17 protein-coding genes are annotated in these 17,046 nt (G+C 68.6%); 4 read left to right on the forward strand and 13 right to left on the reverse strand.

The genetic code is table 11. The features are described 5' to 3' along the window. Nucleotides 1-2: 2 nt before the first annotated feature. From AK36_RS01720 to osmF, 5 genes are all read right to left on the reverse strand, one after another. Nucleotides 3-686: a lytic transglycosylase domain-containing protein gene (locus AK36_RS01720; RefSeq protein ID WP_034195510.1), complete on the reverse strand. Its 684-nt coding sequence runs from the start codon at nucleotides 684-686 to the stop codon at nucleotides 3-5. A gap of 205 nt (nucleotides 687-891) precedes the next feature. Continuing rightward, nucleotides 892-1,674 carry an ABC transporter permease gene (locus AK36_RS01725; RefSeq protein ID WP_011880806.1) on the reverse strand — a complete coding sequence of 261 codons (783 nt, stop codon included), beginning with the start codon at nucleotides 1,672-1,674 and terminating at the stop codon, nucleotides 892-894. After that, complete coding sequence (locus tag AK36_RS01730) at nucleotides 1,671-2,627, reverse strand: ABC transporter ATP-binding protein (RefSeq protein ID WP_045577712.1); 957 nt, start codon at nucleotides 2,625-2,627, stop codon at nucleotides 1,671-1,673. Before AK36_RS01730 ends, AK36_RS01725 begins: the two co-directional genes overlap by 4 nt. After that, a complete protein-coding gene (locus AK36_RS01735) occupies nucleotides 2,624-3,790 on the reverse strand; it encodes an ABC transporter permease (RefSeq protein ID WP_045577713.1) in 1,167 nt (388 codons plus the stop codon). Before AK36_RS01735 ends, AK36_RS01730 begins: the two co-directional genes overlap by 4 nt. After that, on the reverse strand, nucleotides 3,787-4,710 hold the full coding sequence (gene osmF / locus AK36_RS01740) for a glycine betaine ABC transporter substrate-binding protein OsmF (protein ID WP_045577714.1): 924 nt from the start codon (nucleotides 4,708-4,710) through the stop codon (nucleotides 3,787-3,789). The genes AK36_RS01735 and osmF overlap by 4 nt, the downstream gene beginning before the upstream one ends. A 164-nt stretch (nucleotides 4,711-4,874) precedes the next feature. On the opposite strand from osmF, the gene AK36_RS01745 reads away from it, so the two are divergent. Beyond that, on the forward strand, nucleotides 4,875-5,804 hold the full coding sequence (locus tag AK36_RS01745) for a 2-hydroxyacid dehydrogenase (RefSeq protein WP_014723996.1): 930 nt from the start codon (nucleotides 4,875-4,877) through the stop codon (nucleotides 5,802-5,804). A 129-nt stretch (nucleotides 5,805-5,933) separates the two neighbouring features. On the opposite strand, the gene AK36_RS01750 is transcribed toward AK36_RS01745, so the two are convergent. Together AK36_RS01750 and AK36_RS01755 are read right to left on the reverse strand one after the other, a co-directional pair. Continuing rightward, entirely contained in the window at nucleotides 5,934-7,886 is a 1,953-nt protein-coding gene (locus AK36_RS01750) for a Xaa-Pro dipeptidyl-peptidase (protein WP_014723995.1), read from the reverse strand. A 546-nt stretch (nucleotides 7,887-8,432) separates the two neighbouring features. Next, entirely contained in the window at nucleotides 8,433-8,768 is a 336-nt protein-coding gene (locus AK36_RS01755; protein ID WP_011880800.1) for a helix-turn-helix domain-containing protein, read from the reverse strand. Between the two features lie 78 nt (nucleotides 8,769-8,846). Here AK36_RS01755 and AK36_RS01760 point away from each other — a divergent pair, with 78 nt between their 5' ends. Together AK36_RS01760 and AK36_RS01765 are read left to right on the forward strand one after the other, a co-directional pair. After that, a complete protein-coding gene (locus AK36_RS01760) occupies nucleotides 8,847-9,752 on the forward strand; it encodes a hypothetical protein (RefSeq protein ID WP_045577715.1) in 906 nt (301 codons plus the stop codon). A gap of 280 nt (nucleotides 9,753-10,032) precedes the next feature. Next, complete coding sequence (locus AK36_RS01765; RefSeq protein ID WP_014723991.1) at nucleotides 10,033-10,263, forward strand: hypothetical protein; 231 nt, start codon at nucleotides 10,033-10,035, stop codon at nucleotides 10,261-10,263. Nucleotides 10,264-10,419: 156 nt separating this feature from the next. Here AK36_RS01765 and AK36_RS01770 read toward each other — a convergent pair whose 3' ends face one another. The 4 genes from AK36_RS01770 to AK36_RS01785 all read right to left on the reverse strand — a co-directional run bounded on the left by AK36_RS01770 (nucleotide 10,420) and on the right by AK36_RS01785 (nucleotide 15,007). Next, nucleotides 10,420-11,268 (reverse strand): alpha/beta hydrolase, encoded by an 849-nt coding sequence (locus tag AK36_RS01770; RefSeq protein WP_045577716.1) that lies wholly within the window; start codon nucleotides 11,266-11,268, stop codon nucleotides 10,420-10,422. A gap of 341 nt (nucleotides 11,269-11,609) precedes the next feature. Beyond that, a complete protein-coding gene (locus AK36_RS01775; RefSeq protein ID WP_011880796.1) occupies nucleotides 11,610-12,416 on the reverse strand; it encodes a DinB family protein in 807 nt (268 codons plus the stop codon). 135 nt (nucleotides 12,417-12,551) lie between these two features. Further along, the gene (locus AK36_RS01780) at nucleotides 12,552-12,983 is read right to left on the reverse strand and encodes a YciI family protein (protein WP_011880795.1); all 432 of its coding nucleotides are present in this window, start codon (nucleotides 12,981-12,983) and stop codon (nucleotides 12,552-12,554) included. A gap of 263 nt (nucleotides 12,984-13,246) precedes the next feature. Continuing rightward, nucleotides 13,247-15,007 carry an ATP-binding protein gene (locus AK36_RS01785; protein WP_045577717.1) on the reverse strand — a complete coding sequence of 587 codons (1,761 nt, stop codon included), beginning with the start codon at nucleotides 15,005-15,007 and terminating at the stop codon, nucleotides 13,247-13,249. A 159-nt stretch (nucleotides 15,008-15,166) separates the two neighbouring features. Between AK36_RS01785 and AK36_RS01790 the strand changes: the two genes are divergently transcribed. Continuing rightward, nucleotides 15,167-15,397, forward strand: a complete 231-nt coding sequence (locus tag AK36_RS01790; RefSeq protein ID WP_011880793.1) for a hypothetical protein — start codon at nucleotides 15,167-15,169, stop codon at nucleotides 15,395-15,397. 30 nt (nucleotides 15,398-15,427) lie between these two features. On the opposite strand, the gene AK36_RS01795 is transcribed toward AK36_RS01790, so the two are convergent. Beyond that, nucleotides 15,428-16,129 carry an oxygen-binding di-iron domain-containing protein gene (locus AK36_RS01795; protein WP_045577718.1) on the reverse strand — a complete coding sequence of 234 codons (702 nt, stop codon included), beginning with the start codon at nucleotides 16,127-16,129 and terminating at the stop codon, nucleotides 15,428-15,430. 148 nt (nucleotides 16,130-16,277) lie between these two features. Beyond that, nucleotides 16,278-17,039, reverse strand: coding sequence for an ABC transporter permease (locus AK36_RS01800; protein WP_085954514.1), 762 nt, complete (start codon nucleotides 17,037-17,039; stop codon nucleotides 16,278-16,280). Nucleotides 17,040-17,046 lie beyond the last annotated feature (7 nt).

Genomic DNA, 17,046 nt, shown 5'->3' on the forward strand with positions numbered 1-17,046 from the left:
GTCTACTTCGCGTTGCGGTTCGCCGATGGCGCCGCGCTCGACGGATCGCTGACCGGTATCATCCGCGGCGTCGCATCGGCGGCGTTGCGTGAGCCGTCTTCGGGTTCGAGCACGAAGCGGAACGCGTCGACGCGCTGCATCACCTTGGCCGCATAGGCATTCGATCCGCCGTAGCTCTTCAGGCCGGCCTGCACGTTGCCGCCGGCCGCGCGCACGTAACCTGACAGAATCCTGGAGCCGACGTCGACGTTCGCGTTCGGTTCGGTCAGGTCCTTCACGTCGCGCAGCATGCCGCGGTGGGCGGTCGGCACGACCTGCATCAGGCCGGTCGCGCCATGCTGGCCGCGCGCCTTTTCCTGGAAGCGCGATTCGATCGAAATGATTGCGTAAACCAGCGCCGGCGGCAGCGAATATTTCGTCGCGGTGAGGTTCACGATATCGGCGAGCCGCGTCGCCTTTTCCTTCGCGAGACCGAATTTCTTCGTCAGATACGACGTGATGCGGTGGTTTGCTCCGTTGGGCTGATCGTTGGCGAGCGGCGCGGATGCGGCGTCCGCTGCCGACGCGCTCGCTTGCGGCGCGGAGGCCGGTTGCGCGGAGGCCGGCAGCCCGGGCGCTTGCTGCGCCGCTGCCTGTTGCGCAATGCCGAGCGAAACCACGATCAGCCAGAGAAACCGTCGTCGCATGGTCGAGTGCGAGGAATTGGGAGGCGCATAGTATATCGGCCAATTGCGGCGCAGGGTCGAGCGCAGGGTCGAGTGAAAGGGCGATGTAGGGTTGGGGCGGTGGGGATGGGGATGGTTGTGGGCGCCCGCATCGGAGTCCGCATCGAGCGTGTGAGTCAGTCGCGCTCTGGCTCTGTTTTGGTCGCGAGTGAGCCACCCACGCGCACTACCCCCGCCGCCCACCCGCCACCCTTGCCAGTGCCCCGATCGCATCGCTGACCAGCACCGCGAGCAGCCCGACGATCACGCCGCCTTGCAGCACGAACGCGGTGTTCGACGTTTGCAGTCCTGCGATGATCACGTCGCCGAGGCCGCGCGCGGCGACCGTCGAGCCGATCGTCGCGGTGCCGAGATTGATCACGACCGCGAGCCGCACGCCGTTGACGATCACCGGAAACGCGAGCGGCAGCTCGATCGACACGAGTTGCTGCCAGCCGTTCATTCCCATCCCGCGCGCGGCCTCGACGATGTCGCGCGGCACGTCTTCAATGCCCGCGATCGTGCTTTCGAAGATCGGCAGGAGCCCGTACAGGACGAGCGCGATCAGCACCGGCTTCAACCCGAACCCGACCGCCGGCACCGCCAGCGCGAGCACGGCAACCGGCGGAAACGTCTGGCCGATGTCGGCCACGCTGCGCGCGACCGGCAGAAAATCCGCACCCCACGGCCGCGTGACGGCGATGCCCGCCGCGACCGCGACGAGCGTGCCGATCAGGCTCGACAACGCCACGGTGCCGAGATGCGCGAGCGTCAGGTCGAGCAGGCTCGCGCGGTCGTAGATGACGGGCGCGCCGTTGTCCGCGAACGGCGCGAACGCGCCTTGCAGCCACGCGGGGCGCAACAGCAGCACGAGCAATAGCGCGAGCGCGGCCGCGCGCGCGACCTGCGCGACATGCGGCGCCAACCGCCGCGGCAGCGGAGCACGCGCCGGCTGTGCAGGCGCGCTCATGCGGGCTTCCTCGCGTGCGCGCGAATCGCGTCGAGCGTGATGCGTCGCGCGGCCGGCGCACCGTGCGCGCCATCGCCGTTCGCCTCGCCGACCGGCAATGCTTCGACGCCGCGCCACAGCAGCTCGGACACCGCGTCGCGTAACGTGCGCGTCGCGGCGATCGGTTCGCCGTCCGCGTGACCGGGCTCGGCCACCGCGTCGATCGGCGTCAGCGCGAGCAGCCGCAGCGGCCGGTCGACACCGGCGACGAGCTGCTCGACTACACCCGCGGCCGGCTTGCCGAGAATCTCCGCCGGCGACGCGACCTGCAACAGCCGCCCGCCGTCCATCACGGCGATCGTGTCGCCGAGCTTCAGCGCTTCCTCGATATCGTGCGTGACGATCACGACGGTGATGCCGAGCCGGCGCTGCAGCGCGTACAGATCGTCCTGCGCCTTGTAGCGGATGATCGGATCGAGCGCGCCGAACGGCTCGTCCATCAGCAGCATCGCCGGCTCGGCGGCCAGCGCGCGCGCGACGCCCACACGTTGCTGCTGGCCGCCCGACAGCTCGTGCGGCAGCTTGTCCGCGAACTCGGATGGCGCGAGATGAAACAGTTCGAGCAGTTCGCGCACGCGCGCGTCGATGCGCGCGGCGGGCCAGCCGAGCAGGCGCGGCACGGTCGCGATATTGCGCGCGACGCTCCAGTGCGGGAACAGCCCGTGCCCCTGGATCACGTAGCCGATGCGCCGCCGCAGCTGCTCGGGCGGCACGCCCGCGGTATCGACGCCGTCGATGCGGATGGTGCCGCTGCTCGGCGCGATCAGCCGGTTGATCATGCGCAGCAGCGTCGATTTCCCGCTGCCCGATGCGCCGACGAGCGCGGTGATCGTGCCTTGCTTCATCGTCAGCGACACGTCGTCGACGGCGACGATCTCGCCGAAGCGTTTGCCGATGCGTTCGATCTCGATCATGCGGTACGTCCCTTCGCGAGCGTGGTCGCGGCCTCGAACACGACGGCGGCCGTCAGCGCGAGCGCGATCGTCGGAATCGCGCCGAGCAGCACGAGGTCCGCCGCCGATTGCCCGATGCCCTGGAAAATGAAAGTGCCGAAGCCGCCGCCGCCGATCAGCGCGGCCACCGCCGTCAGCCCGATGTTCTGCACGAGCACGATGCGCACGCCGCTGAGGATCACCGGCAGCGCGAGCACGAGATCGACGCGCAGCAGCCGCTGCACGCGCGTCATGCCCATCGCGCGCGCGGCTTCGGTCACATGCGGCGGCACCTGCGCGAGCCCGACCACGACGCTCGACGCGATCGGCAGCAGCGAGTAGAGGAACAGCGCGAGCACGGCAGGCGCGACGCCGATCCCGCGAATCCCGAGCGCGGCCGCGAGCGGCACGCGCGCGGCCAACAGCCCGAGCGGCGCCATCATCAGCCCGTACATCGCGATGCTCGGGACCGTCTGCACGATATTGAGCGCCGGCATCACGACGGTGCGTACCGATACGAACCGCGTGCACGCGATGCCGAGCGGCAGGCCGGCGACCAACGCGGCCGCGACCGAGCCGCCCGCGAGCGCGACGTGGCGCGTCGCCTCGCGCCAGAAGTCGTCGCTGCGCACCGCGTATTCGCGCATGATCGACAGCCCGTCCCACCAGCCGCTCGCCAGCGGCACCGAAATCGCCGCGATCGCGACGGCCAGTGCGGCGAGGCGCCGCCACGGGCCGAACGCGAGCCGTGCGAGCGCGTCCGCGACCAGCACGGCCGACGCGAACAGCAGCACCCACACGCTCGCGGCGGGCGACACGCGCGCGAGCATGTCGTCGGGCGCGACGACGTGCGCGGCGGCCGCGCCGAGCGCATACGCGAGCGTCGCGAGCGAGGCGCAACCAGCCGCGAGCCGCCACACGGGGCGGCTCGCCTTCATCGTCCACAGCGCGCCGGCGGTCCACAGCACGGCGAGCGCCGCGCCCGATGCGGCGGGCAGCGCGGCGAACACCGACAGCCCGGTGCCGGCCGCGATGCGGTTCGGCCGCAGCACGACGAGCGGCATCCCGAACACCGCGATGATCGTCAGCACACCGATCAGGACGCCCAGCTTGTCGAGCGCGATGCGCGCCGCCCGTTCCGTCACTTAACGAAGCCCTTCGACTTCAGGTAGCGCTTTGCGACGCCGGCCGCCGGTTCGCCGTTGATCTGGATTCGCGCGTTCAGCGACTGCAGCGTCTTCAGGTCGAGGCTGGCGAACACCGGTTTCAGATAGTCGGCGATTTGCGGATGCGCCTTCAGCACGGCTTCGCGAATCACCGGCGTCGGCGCATAGACGGGCTGCACGTGCTTGTCGTCGTCGAGCACGACGAGGCCGCTCGACGCGATGCCGCCGTCGGTGCCGTACACCATCGCCGCGTTCACGCCGTCGGTCTGGTTCGCGGCCGCCTTGATGGTGGCGGCCGTGTCGCCGCCGGACAGCACGACCAATTGATCCTGCTTCAGCTTGAAGCCGTACGCCTTCTCGAACGACGGCAGCGCGGACGCGCTGTTCACGAACTCGGCCGACGCCGCGAGCTTGAGCTTGCCGCCGCCCGCGACCCATTTGCCGAGATCGGAGAAGGTCTTCAGATGCTGCGCCTGCGCGACCGGCGCGAGCACGGCGACGCCCCACGTGTTGTTCGCCGGCGCCGGCGTGAGCCACACGAGATGGTTCGCCGAATAGTCGAGCTTCTTCGCGGTGTCGTAGCCCTGGCTCGCGTTTTTCCACACCGGGTCGTCGGCCTTGTTGAAGAAGAACGCCGCGTTGCCGGTGTATTCGGGGTAGATGTCGATCTCGCCGCTGGTGAGCGCCTTGCGCACGATCGGCGTCGTGCCGAGCGCGATCTTCTCGGTGACGGCGATGCCGTGGGCCTTCAGCACTTGTGCGATGACGTTGCCGAGCAGGTTGCCTTCGGTGTCGATCTTCGACGACACCACGACGGGCGTATCGGCGTGCGCGCCGGGCGCGACGACGGCGGCGGCGAACGCGAGCCCCAGGAGCGGGGCGGGCAGGGCGAGCTTCATCGGGCCAATCTCCAGTATCGGGACGTACGCCGAAAGTTACTTGACTGGACGGCCTTTGGCAAACCGCGCGCGGCGGCGTGCCCACAGCGTGCGTGGGGCTAACGGCACGCGCCGCGCGCCGTTGTTACACTGGAACGCATTCCCGCCTGCGGACACTTGCTGACATGAAACCCGAGTTGCTGGTTCTGATCGCGCTGCGCGACGACGCGCACCGCCGCATCGCCGCGTCGTACCACGTTCACCACGCGCCGACGGCCGAGGCGCGCGGCCAGGCGATCGCCGCACACGGCGGCACGATACGCGCGGTGCTGACCAACGGCAGCACGGGGCTCACGGCCGCGGAAATCGATCTGCTGCCGCAGCTCACGTTGGTCGGCGCGCTCGGCGCCGGCTACGAGCACATCGACGTCGCGCATGCGAAGGCGCGCGGCATCACGGTGGTCACCGGCGCGGGCACCAACGACGATTGCGTCGCCGATCACGCGTTCGCGCTGCTGCTCGCGGCCGTGCGCGACGTGGTGCGGCTCGATGCGGCCACGCGCGACGGCGTGTGGCGCGACGCGCTGCAGATGCCGCCGAACGTGTCGGGCAAGAAGCTCGGCATCGTCGGGCTCGGCAGGATCGGCGAGAAATGCGCGCGGCGCGCGGCGGGCTTCGACATCGAGATCGGCTATCACAACCGGTCGCGCAAGGAGGTTCCCTACCGCTATTTCGACCGGATCGACGCGCTCGCGCAATGGGCCGATTTCATGATCGTCGCGACGCCGGGCGGCGCGCACACGCGTCATCTGATCGACGGCGCGGTGCTCGATGCGCTGGGTGCCGGCGGTTTTCTCGTCAACGTGTCGCGCGGCAGTGTCGTCGATACCGCTGCTTTGGCGGAGGCGCTGCGCGAACGGCGCATCGCGGGCGCCGCGCTCGACGTGTACGAAGGCGAGCCCGAGCCGCCCCGCGCGCTGACGGCGCTCGACAACATCGTGTTGACGCCGCACATGGGCGGATGGTCGCCGGAGGCGCTCGATCGGTCGGTGCAGCTGTTTCTCGACAATGCCGCGCGGCATTTCGCGGGCGCGCCGGTGCTGACGCCGGTGTGAATGAAACGGCATGCGGTCGCATGCTCGAGCGGCGCGTGCTCGTGAGGAATCCGCAGCGCGATCGGACGCGCCCGGCAGTCGGTCATGCCGGGCGCGCCCGCTCGGTCGCTCACTCTTGCACCCGATCGCTCACGACGATACCAGCGGCACCGTGACCGACGTGCCCGCCGGATCGAGCGCAAGGCCCGTGCCGGGCGTCGGCCGCAACGTCGCTTCATAGTCGCTCGACAGCACGACGAGCCCGAGCGTGTGGCCCGCGGCGAGCGTGTAGTCGCGCGGCATGAAGGTCAGCTTCAGGTCGTACGGCGTGCCCGGCAGCACGGGTTGCGAGAACCATTCCGACACGCGGTTGCGCGGGTCGGTCCATGCACGTGTGACGATCGTCGCCGTACCGTCGGGCGCACGATCGACCAGCAAGGCGGTGACGTTCGCGACGCCGGTGAAGGTCAAGCGCACGCGCGCGGTCGCGGTGCCCGACATGCGCGTCGCGGTCGCGAACGGCGCGGTCTCGAAGCGGCTGCGATGCTCGCCGGTCGTTGCATTGGCGAGCGTGAGCGCCGGTATCGACGCATCGTCGGTGAAGCGTGCGAGCGGACCGCCGCTCGGTATCCGCAGCAGCGTGCCGATACCCGTGCCGTCGCCGCCGGCGAAATATGCAACGGGTGTCGCGTGGCGCGCGGCCCAGTCCGCTTCCTTCAGCAGCGTGCCGTCGGGCTGCTCGATCACCGCGCGCGGGTCGCGCTCGACGCCGTTGTCGACGCCGATCAGATAGCGCGTGAACCAGCGGTTCACTTCGGCGGGCCACGCGTTCGCCATCGCCGGCACGCGGGTCGGGTCGGTGTGCTTCAGGCGGTGCAGCCACAGCTGCGTGGGCACGTGCTGGCGTCGCATCGCCAGATACCACGACGTCGACTGATCGGTGCGCACGTTGTCGTCCGTCAGCCCCTGTGCGACGAGCGCGGGCGCGACGGCCAGCGCGGTGGGGATCTCGCGCGCGGCCCAGAACGGCGAATAGTCGCCGGTCTTGCGGTCTTCCTGCTGCAACGCCTCGTCGACCAGGTGTGTGCAGCGCTCCGGATGCGCATTCGTCAGAAGCGCCTTGATATAGACGTCGACGTCTTCGCCCTGATAGCCCTCCGGCGCGCGCACGAGGCCGCCGGAGCGGTAGTAGCCGTACATGTTCGACAGCCCGGCGATCGGCACGATCGCATCGAGCCCGCGCGTGCGCAGGCTCGCGACCATCTTCGGCAGCGTGCCGTCGTACGACACGCCGTACATGCCGACGTGCCCGGTGGACCAGCTCGCGACGAGCGGCTTGCCGTTCGCATCCTTCGCGGTCGCATCGCGGCCGAGCCAGCGGATCACCGACGCCATTGCGACGGATTCTTCGCGGGTGAGGATGGTCGGACAGCCGTCGGAGCCGGCCGTGCCGAGCGAATCCGCATAGACGATCGTGAAGCCGCGCGGCACGAAATAGCTTTCGATCCACGAGCGGCCGGCCGCGGCCGCTTCGAGCTGCTGCAGCATCCGCGTTTGCGGCGCGGCGGCCATGATCCGCGTGGCCGAGCCGCCTGCGGCGGCGGTGGCGGTGGCGGGATGAGGCGTGCCGTCGAGCTCGACGTCGACATCGTGGTTGGGGCTGTCGGCGAGCCCGGCGTAGTACGGGCTCGCGAGCACGATGACCGGCGTGCGTGCGCCGCTGGCCGTTTCCGACGGGCGCACGATCCGTACGTGAATCCGGTCCCTGGTGCCGTCGCCGTCGGAATCGACCGGCGTGTCGACCCATGCATTTTCTTCGATCGTCGCGCCCGACAACGACGGCTGCACCTGGCCGTCGTCGATCACGGGCTTATAGCGGCCGCCGCTGGCCGGATTCGCATACGGGACGCCGGACGGCGACACGCGCGACGCGAGCGATCCAGCGGCGTCCGCCGAGGCGGACGCCGCGTCCTGTTGGGTTTGCGCGAGCGCGGACGCGCCCGCCACGCTGCCGCCGTCGTCGCCGCCGCAAGCGGCGAGCGTCGCGGCTGCGGCCAGCGCCGGCAGCCATGCGCGACGGAATCCTCCTGGATGGAATTGCATTGTCGACCTCGTTGTTCTGATTGTGTGGATACGACCGTTCCGCGATACGCCCCCTGCGGGCCGGGCCGATTACCGCCTGCGACGAACAGATGACCGCACCGTCGGAAGCGCCGGGGCGACCGCCCACGGCCCGATGCGGCGCGGCTCATGCAGTACTGCCAATCAAAGTCGTGCCGTGTACCTTGCCTCGTCAAACCAGGCGGTATCGGCAGAGAAAACGGGGATATTGCGAGCTGCGGTGCTGCGCTGCGGACGACACGACACGCGTGCGAGCGGCGACGGGATGAAACGGACCGGCGATGTCCGACGCGCCGCGCGTCTTATGAGCTTGCCGGTCTGCGTTTGCTTTCCGGAAGCTTGCGCAAAACTTATCTCAGGGAAAACGGCGTGTCAAACTTTTTTAACCACAGGTAAATAAAGTTTCGCGCGCTTGACCGGCGACGTGTCGGCGGCGTCGCCGGATGCAAAACGGGCGGCGACGGATCGCATCCGTTACCGCCCGCGCGTGGCCGTTCCGCCGTTCCGGGGTTTGCCGGCTGCGCGCCGTCACCCGCTTTCGGCCTTCGTCTGCAAGTCCTTCAAGCCCTGGATCACCACCAACAGCGCGCGCCCGTGCTCGTCCGAGCCGTCCCAGGCGTCGACGATCGCCTCGCGCAGCAGGTCGTTGTAGCGACGCGGGCCGGGCGCATTCAGTCCATAGAAACTGCATAGCTTATTGAATGGCGCGCTGCGCCGCAGCCGGCGCCCGTCCGACATCCGAAGCCGCGACACCGTCGGTTGGCTGACGCCAGAAAGTCGCGCAATTTCGCTGGACGAGCGTGTATCTGCCAGCAAGTGGCGTAACAGGTCTTGTACAGGAAAATCGCGGTCCGGGGCTTCCATGTCATGCATTATACCTATACAGTTATGGTTGTTGAATGGGCTTGCTGTCGCCAGCGAGGCTGTATCCCGAGAAAGTCGATGACACTGAAACACCTCCCTCCCACGTTCTGCTGGACGAAGATCGGTACCGAGTCCGGCGAGGAACTTCCGACCGTCGTGCTCCGCAAGGAATGGGAGCGCCGGCTCGGGGGCGGGCGCTTTCTGTGGGGCATCAACCAGCCGCTCGGCAGCAGCGCGCAGGTCGCCGCGCATCGCACCGGTTCGCTGCTCGCGTTGTTTTCGCCGGTGGCGTCGCGGGTGCGGCCGGGCGAGCGCAAGCGCGCGGACGCGCTGCTGTGGAATGCGTGGATCGACGCCAGCGGCCAGGTGCGGCCGTTGCCGCCTCATACGTTCATCGCCAGCCGCGCGACGCTGCCGTCGGGCCGGCGCCGCGAACAGCACTACGCGCTCGTATGCGCATCGTCGACCGCGTTGACGGTCGGTACGCAACTGCGCGTGTTTCCCGAGCACCTGCGCAGCGTGAGCACGGGCAAGCCGCTCGGCGTCGCGCAGGGCGCGGCCGTGGTCGATTGCGTCGGCCGCGCGAAGGAGCAAACGGGCAGGAGCTATCCGCTTGCGCTGTCGGTCGAGCTGGAAGCGCCGTATTTCGTGCGGCTCGCGCAGCCTTGCGTGCTGAAGGCACGCGATCTCGCTGACGTGAACAACGCGACGCGCGCCGGCGATTTCGATCGCTTCGTCGAGCTGGTTGGTCGTCTGCGCGGCCGGTCGCCGACGGACACCGTGCGCGGCGTCACGCGCGATCTGTTCGACGTGGCGCCGATCGAAACGGCTGCCGCCTATGTCGCGCCCGCGCACGTCGTGCGGCTTCGGCACCGGCCCGCGGCCGAGCATCCGCGCGAGCTCACCGGCGATCTGTTCGATCTGGGGCCGGCCGAGGCAGCCGCGTTCGGCGGTGTCGCGCAGCCGCGCATCGGCCGCGCGTGACGGTTGCGCCGCGAGCGCGCGGCGTGCGGTTCAGGGATTGAAGGTCGATGCGCGCGCAACGACCGGCAGCGGTGTCGCCATCATCGCGGCGTGCGCAAGGAATTTGTTGCAATCTCGCCGTAGCGGGCAAGCGGACATCGCGCGACAATCGCGACGAAGCGCGCTGCTCGGCGATTCGCGCATCGCCCGGCAAGCGGCCGTCGGTCACGCGGCCGACACGCGGGCCGCGCACACTGCGCGGCGGCTTGCTTCACACTGCAATCCTCAGGGAGAAGTGTCGATGTCGATCCACATCCGTTCGCGGGAAGCCCGGGCCGCACAACGCTTCGTCGAGGCCACGCGCAACGTCGATCAGGCGTTTCGCGCCGTGCGCGGCGAAAGCGACGACGACATCTCGTCGGCCGACTATGCACGCGCGATGTCGCGCCTCGATCGCGCGCTCGACGAACTGGCGCGCGCGCAGGAGATCTTCGATCGAGTGGTGAACGCCGACGCGGCGCAGCGCAACTGAGCGCAACCGAGCGCGTGGTTCGGCTGGCGCTCGACGCTGGTTTTCTTTTCCCTTCCTGTCGCGTCACCGCGCGCGCTCATCGTCTGTTGCACATCGCCATGCGAGCCGGTGCGATACGACACGCCACCCACTTGCCATGCGCCGGTAGTTCGTGCGTTACGCGTAACCGCCGTGCTGGAACGACGTCGCGAAGAACTGCATCTGATAGCGGATCGCGTGTGCCCAGTAATCCCAGGTGTGGCCGCCCGGGCGCTCCGCGTAGTCGTGCGGCACGCCGAGCGCGATGAGCCGTTGATGCAGCGTGCGGTTCGAGCCGACCAGCGAGTCGTCGCGGCCGCAGTCGATCGTCAGGTCGAGGTGCGCGCGCACGAACGTACGCGCGCTTTCGATGATCGCATTGCGGTTCCAGAACGACGGATGGCGGACGGGGTCGCCGAACACATGATCGATGCCGGGTTCGTCCTCGCAGCAGCGCGGGTCGACTGCGCCGCTGATGCTGCCGACCGCGCCGAACGTGTCGGGCCGGTCGAGCGCGATGCGCAGTGCGCCGAAGCCGCCCATGCTGAGGCCGGTGATCGCGCGCGCGCCCTTGGCGTCGATCGTTCTGAAATGGCTGTCGACGTACGACACGACTTCGTCGCCGATGAAGGTTTCGAAGCGGCTACCCGAATCGAACGGGCTGTCGATGTACCAGCTTTCGTGGCCGCCATCGGGCATGACGAGGATCACGTGATAGCGGTCGGCGAGCGCGGCGATTCGGGTGTTGGTGGTCCAGTCGGTGTGGTCGCCGCCTGAGCCGTGCAGCAGATAGACGACCGGAAAGCGCTCGACGCTGCGCTCCGGGCCGTGCCGAAGGCGCGCATACGCATCGGGCAGCACGACGGTCGCCTTCAGCGTCGCGTTCATCGCGGCGCTCGGGATCGCGACGATGCGCGACTCGAACGCGGCGGCCGGTACGGCGGCCGCGAGCAACAGCAGTAGCCACAACGTGCGTAACAGGTTCATGGAGCCTCGCATGTGTCGTGCCCTTTCGGCAGTCCGGCATCGGGAAAACCCTGTGCGGACACTCTAGCAACGGTGCCTTTCAGACAAATTTCTGCGAAGCCTACGAGTTGTCAGGCGGTCGTCGCATGACTGGTGAGTACGGGTATCGAGGAGCGGCATCGCGGGCTCGCCGCCCGCGCTTGATTAATCGCACCGATCGGCCGCCGCACGGCGACTCGACCGGCGCAGCGTGTGTCAGTCGATGGCCGCGCGGGCGCGGGACGAGATGCGCGGCCGGCCGTGCGCGTGCGTCGAGCGTGCCGATGCAACCGTGAACGTAGACAACCGACCTGCACGACCGCTCATTCGGCGGTAGACGGGCGAAGCGGCGGCAACTCGAGTTCGGCGAGCAATTCGTCGAGTTCGAGAAGGTGGGTGCGATCGTGATCGAGCAGTTCGCGGACGAGTTCGTCGAGCGACATCCGGCGGATGCCGTCGCGTAGGCCGCAGCGTGCAAGTTCCTGTGGCTGCAGCGCCGCGACCGTCGCGCACAGCGCGGCGCGCCCGCGGCCGAACGCGGCGAGCGCTTCGTCGAGCGGCTGCGCGAGGTAGTCGCGCTGGGCGGCGAGCGCGGTGCCGTCGACGGACGCGATCACCGGCAATTCGCTGCTCCGGACCAGATCGATGCGCTCGGCGAACACGGCGTCGAGGTCGCGCAGGTGGCACGCATGCTCGACCAGCGAGAAGCCCGTCCCGGCCGGGCGGCGCGTGACGAGTGCGGCGGGAACGTGCGCCGCGTACGCGGCGATCCGGGACGGCATCTCGGCCAGCGCGGCCGGGAGGTCCGCGAACGGCAGCACCTGCGGATACGCGCTGAATACCGCGCCGTAGCTGAACAGGGCGCCGCCGAGCCGGCCGCGTGCCTGCACGACGTCGTGCCCGTGGCGACGCATCACGTCGGCGACCATCGAGCCGCAGAACTGCCGCGCCGTCGTATCGGCGGCGACTTCGGGGAATTTGCTCGCGATCTCGTGCTGGATCGCGCCGATCGCGGCGACGCCCACCCGCGACAGCGCCGCGAATTCGACGTAGCGCTCCGGTTGCCCGATCAGCGCTTCAAGCTGCGCGCCGAGCGGTGTCTCGCGAAAACGGTCGAAACGGGAATGCATGACGACGACTCCGTATAGTAACGTATCAAAACGATACGTTACTATACGGAGTCGTGTCAATCCGGGTGGTCGTCCTGCTCGCTGACCCGCGCCGGCGTGCCGCGCTCGGTCAGCGAACCGCGCCCACCCGTCGCCTCACTCGCCATGCTTGCCGTCCAGCTCCGCGCGCAGCCGCGCTTCCTGCGCCTGCAGCTCCGGCGTGAATGCTTCACCGAAGTCTTCGGGTGAAAAGATCGGGCGAATCTCGATGTCCGAGTCGACCGGCATCGGGTTCGGGCAGCGCTTGACCCATTCGACCGCCTCGTCGAGCGAGCCGACCTGCCACACCCAGTAGCCGGCGATGAGTTCCTTGGTTTCGGCGAACGGGCCGTCGATCACGGTGCGCTCGTTGCCGGAGAAGTGCACGCGCTTGCCGCGCGAGCTCGGATGCAGGCCTTCGCCCGCGAGCATCACGCCGGCTTTCACCAGTTCCTCGTTGAAGCGGCCCATCGCGGCCAGCAACTCGGTGTCGGGCATCGCGCCCGCTTCGGAAGAGGCCGTGGCCTTGACGATCACCATGACGCGCATTGTCGTTGCTCCTTTGACGTGGGGAAGAGGCGTCCGTTTGCGGCCCGTCGTACCGACGTCGAAACGAACGCTTGCGTCACTCCGACGTGCGAGCGGCGCAGGAATCGACATCGCATGCGAAAAATTTTTGGTGGTGGTCGATGGGTCAAGCCGGTTTCCGCACGCCACCGCCGATGCGCTGCGGCCCGAAGCCGAAGCCCGCGATCACCCTCACGCCCCCATCGGCTCGGCGGTAACGGAGCCGGCCCGCAACGCGGTCCGGCTCAAGCCGCCTTCACATTCCGGTCGAGCACACTCCGAATCCGCGCCGCGAGCTCATCGCGGCGGTACGGCTTGCCGAGCAGCATCACACCGGGATCGAGCCGCCCCGAATGGAAAATTTCGTCGCGCGTATAGCCGGACGTGAACAGCACGGGCAGCGGCGGCGTGCGCTGCGCCGCACGGCGCGCCAGTTCGCCGCCCTTGATGTGCCCCGGCATGATCACGTCGGTGAACAGCAGGTCGATCGGCGTGCCGCTGTCGAGTATCCGCAGCGCGGCTTCGCCGTCCGACGCGCTGAGCACCTTGTAGCCGAGCTGCGCGAGCATGTCGACGACGGTGAGCCGGACGTCCGCGTCGTCCTCGACGATCAGGATGGTTTCCCGCCCGCGCACGGGATCGGGCCGCGGCGCGCACGCCGGTTCCTCGGCCAACGCATCGTGACAGCGCGGGAACGTCAGCCGCACGGTGGTGCCCTGGCCCGGCGCGCTGTCGATCGACGTATGGCCGCCGCTTTGCTTGACGAAGCCGAACACCATGCTGAGCCCGAGCCCCGTGCCTTCGCCGTCGGGCTTGGTCGTGAAGAACGGTTCGAACACGCGTTCGAGCACGTCCGGCGTCATGCCGCTGCCCGTATCGGTGATCTCGAAGGTCACGTATTCGCCGGGCGGCAGCGGCGTGCGCCGGGCGCCGACGGCAGTCGTGTCGTTGTAGGCCGCGATCGTCAGCGTACCGTCGCCGCGCATCGCGTCGCGCGCATTGATCGCGAGGTTCAGCAGCGCGTTTTCCAGCTGGTGGCGATCGGCGAGCACGTTGCCGACGTCGGGCGCCAGCGCGGCCACGACGCGCACGGTTTCGCCGAGTGCGCGGTGCAGCATCTCGCTCATGCCGTCGATCAGCTTGCGCGGGTTCAGCACCGTCGGCGACAGCGGCTGACGCCGAGCGAACGCCAGCAGGTGCGACGCCAGCTGCGCGCCGCGCCGCACCGCGTTGTTCGCGCTCTCGATCCGCGGCTGCGCGCTCGCCCGCTCGCCGAGTTCGACCGCCAGCACCTGCAGGTTGCCGCTGATCACCTGCAGCACGTTGTTGAAGTCGTGCGCGATGCCGCCGGTCAGGCTGCCGATCGCCTCCATCTTCTGCGCGTGACGCAGCTGCTCCTCGATGGCCGCGCGCTCGGCGAGCGCGTCGGCGACGCGTTGTTCGAGCGTTTCGGTCAGCCGGCGCAGCGCGTCGTTCGACGCTTGCAGCGCGGCTTCCGCGTGTGCGCGTTGACGGGTGGCGAGCACGCGCTCGGTCGTCTCGATCACGACGGCGAGCACGCCGCCCGGCGCGCCGTCGTCGTCGGCGAGCGGGCTGTAGTGGAGGTCCATCCACACGTCTTCGGGCCGGCCGTGGCGCAGCAGCACGAGTTCCTTGTCGCGATAGGACAGCGTGCCGCCCGCGAGGCAGGTATTCATCACGTTGCGGTTGAAATCGGCGACTTCGGGCCAGCCGAGTTCGACCGGCTTGCCGAGCAGATACGGATGGCGGCCGCCGGAGAATGCGGCGTACGCATCGTTGTAGATCATGTAGCCGGGCCGGCCCCACAGCATCACCAGCGGCAGCGGCGACGCGAGCACGGTGCGCACGGCGGCGATCAGGCTCGCCGACCATTGCTCGATCGGCCCGAGCCCGGCCTCCGACCAGTCGAAGGCGGCGATGCGCCGGGCCATTTCACCTTCCCAGCCCGGACAACCGTGGTGTTGTGCGAACAACTCGACACGCATGAAAACGCTCCGAAAAAGACATCGCGGTAACGTGGCCGCGTCCGGGGACGGCGAGTTGGCAAGCGGGTCCATTCTAGTGCAGATCGACGGCCCGGCGGCGTTCCTGGCCGCCTGCCAAGCTGGTATGCTGACCAGCGTTACGTTCGTGCGGAGGGCGCCATGGCAGCGAAGGAAGTGTCGAAGAAGAAGTATCTGAAGATTCTGAACAAGCGTCTGCGGGCCGAGCCGGAGGCGCCGGCCGGTGCATCGTTCGTGTTCTTTCCGCTCGGCGCGAAGGCCAAGCATGCGACCGGCGTGGTGTCGGGCGAGCCGCACACCAAGCGCGAACTGGCCGTGCTGGCCGCCGTGCAGAGCAAGGCGGCCGACGAATTCGTCGTCACCGGCGCCTGAACGGCGGCCGTCGCCGCGCCGCGCTGTGCACTACGCGGCGGCAGCCTCGCAATGCGCGATGACGCCGGCGATCACGCGCTGAACGTCGCGCGTGATCGCCGGGCCGTGCATCGGCAGCACGATGTCGATATCGTGCGCCTGGACGCGGCGCAGCGCGCTCGCGAGATGCGCGAGCGACGGCAGGTAGTCGGCGCGGGCGATCGCGTCGAGGATCGCCGGCAGCGGATCGTCGGCGTCCTGCGTGCCGAAGCGCATCAGGATGTCCGACGACAGCAGCGCTTTGTACGCCGGCAGATAGACGACGAGCGCGTCCCACTGATGGACGTGCTTCGTGAACACCGGCACGACGTCGATGCCGGACAGCGTCGTCGGCTCGCCGTCCTGCAACGGTACGGCGCGCACGCCGAACACGTCGGCCAGCCCCCACGCGCACATCGGATGCGCGTAGGCGACGAGCGCCGGGTTGGCTGCGAGGAAGTCGGGCAACGCGCCCATCTCGTCGGCCTCGAAATGCGGGACGATCACGTTGCTGACCATCGACGGCGCAATGCCGACCGCGTCGAGCGCCGCGCTCAGTTGCGTGAAATTGGCGCGCGTGCCGGTTTCGACGCACAGCACGTCGCCGTGCGGCGAGCGTATGAAGAACTGGCTGAAGCCGAGGTCCAGCGTGTCGACGTAGGTGGTGGCGCGAAACAGGCCGTCGCGGACGGCGTCGATTCGGGAGGCGCTCATCGGGATCCTCGCGCAGGCAATGGGGCGGGAAGCGCGCCGCGCGTACCGCATCATGCTGCGATGCGGCAGGCGGCGCCGGTCGATCTCCGGCCCAGTCTAGCAGCGCAACTTCTCCCCGCGAACCGGGGCGATCCCGCGCCCGCGCGCGTCAGTTCTTCAGCTTGTAGCCGGTGCGGAACATCCACGCGACGATCGCGAGCAGGATCGCCAGGAACAGCGAGGTCGCCGCGAGGCTGATCCACACGTGCACGTCGGCCAGCCCGTAGAACGACCAGCGGAAGCCGCTGATCAAATAGACGATCGGGTTGAACAGCGTGACCACGCGCCACACGGGCGGCAGCATGTCCACCGAATAGAAGCTGCCGCCGAGAAACGTGAGCGGCGTGATGATCAGCAGCGGCACGAGCTGCAGCTTCTCGAAGCTGTCGGCCCAGATCCCGATCACGAACCCGAACAGGCTGAACGTGATGGACGTCAGCACGAGGAACAGCACCATCCAGAACGGATGCAGGATGTGCAACGGCACGAACAGGCCGGCCGTCGCGAGAATGATCAGCCCGAGCAGCATCGACTTCGACGCGGCCGCGCCCACGTACGCGATCACGATCTCCCAGTACGACACGGGCGCGGACAGCACCTCGTAGATCGTGCCCGTGAAGCGCGGGAAGTAGATGCCGAACGACGCGTTCGAGATGCTCTGCGACAGCAGCGACAGCATCACGAGGCCGGGCACGATGAACGATCCGTAGCCGATCCCGTTCACGTCGCTGATGCGTGAGCCGATCGCCGAGCCGAACACGACGAAGTACAGCGACGTCGAGATCACCGGCGCGATGATGCTCTGCATCAGCGTGCGTCGCGTGCGGGCCATTTCGGCGCGGTAGATCGCGCGGATCGCCTGCAGGTTCATGTTGGTC

This window comes from Burkholderia vietnamiensis LMG 10929 (assembly GCF_000959445.1).
In the GTDB taxonomy this organism is placed as follows: domain Bacteria; phylum Pseudomonadota; class Gammaproteobacteria; order Burkholderiales; family Burkholderiaceae; genus Burkholderia; species Burkholderia vietnamiensis.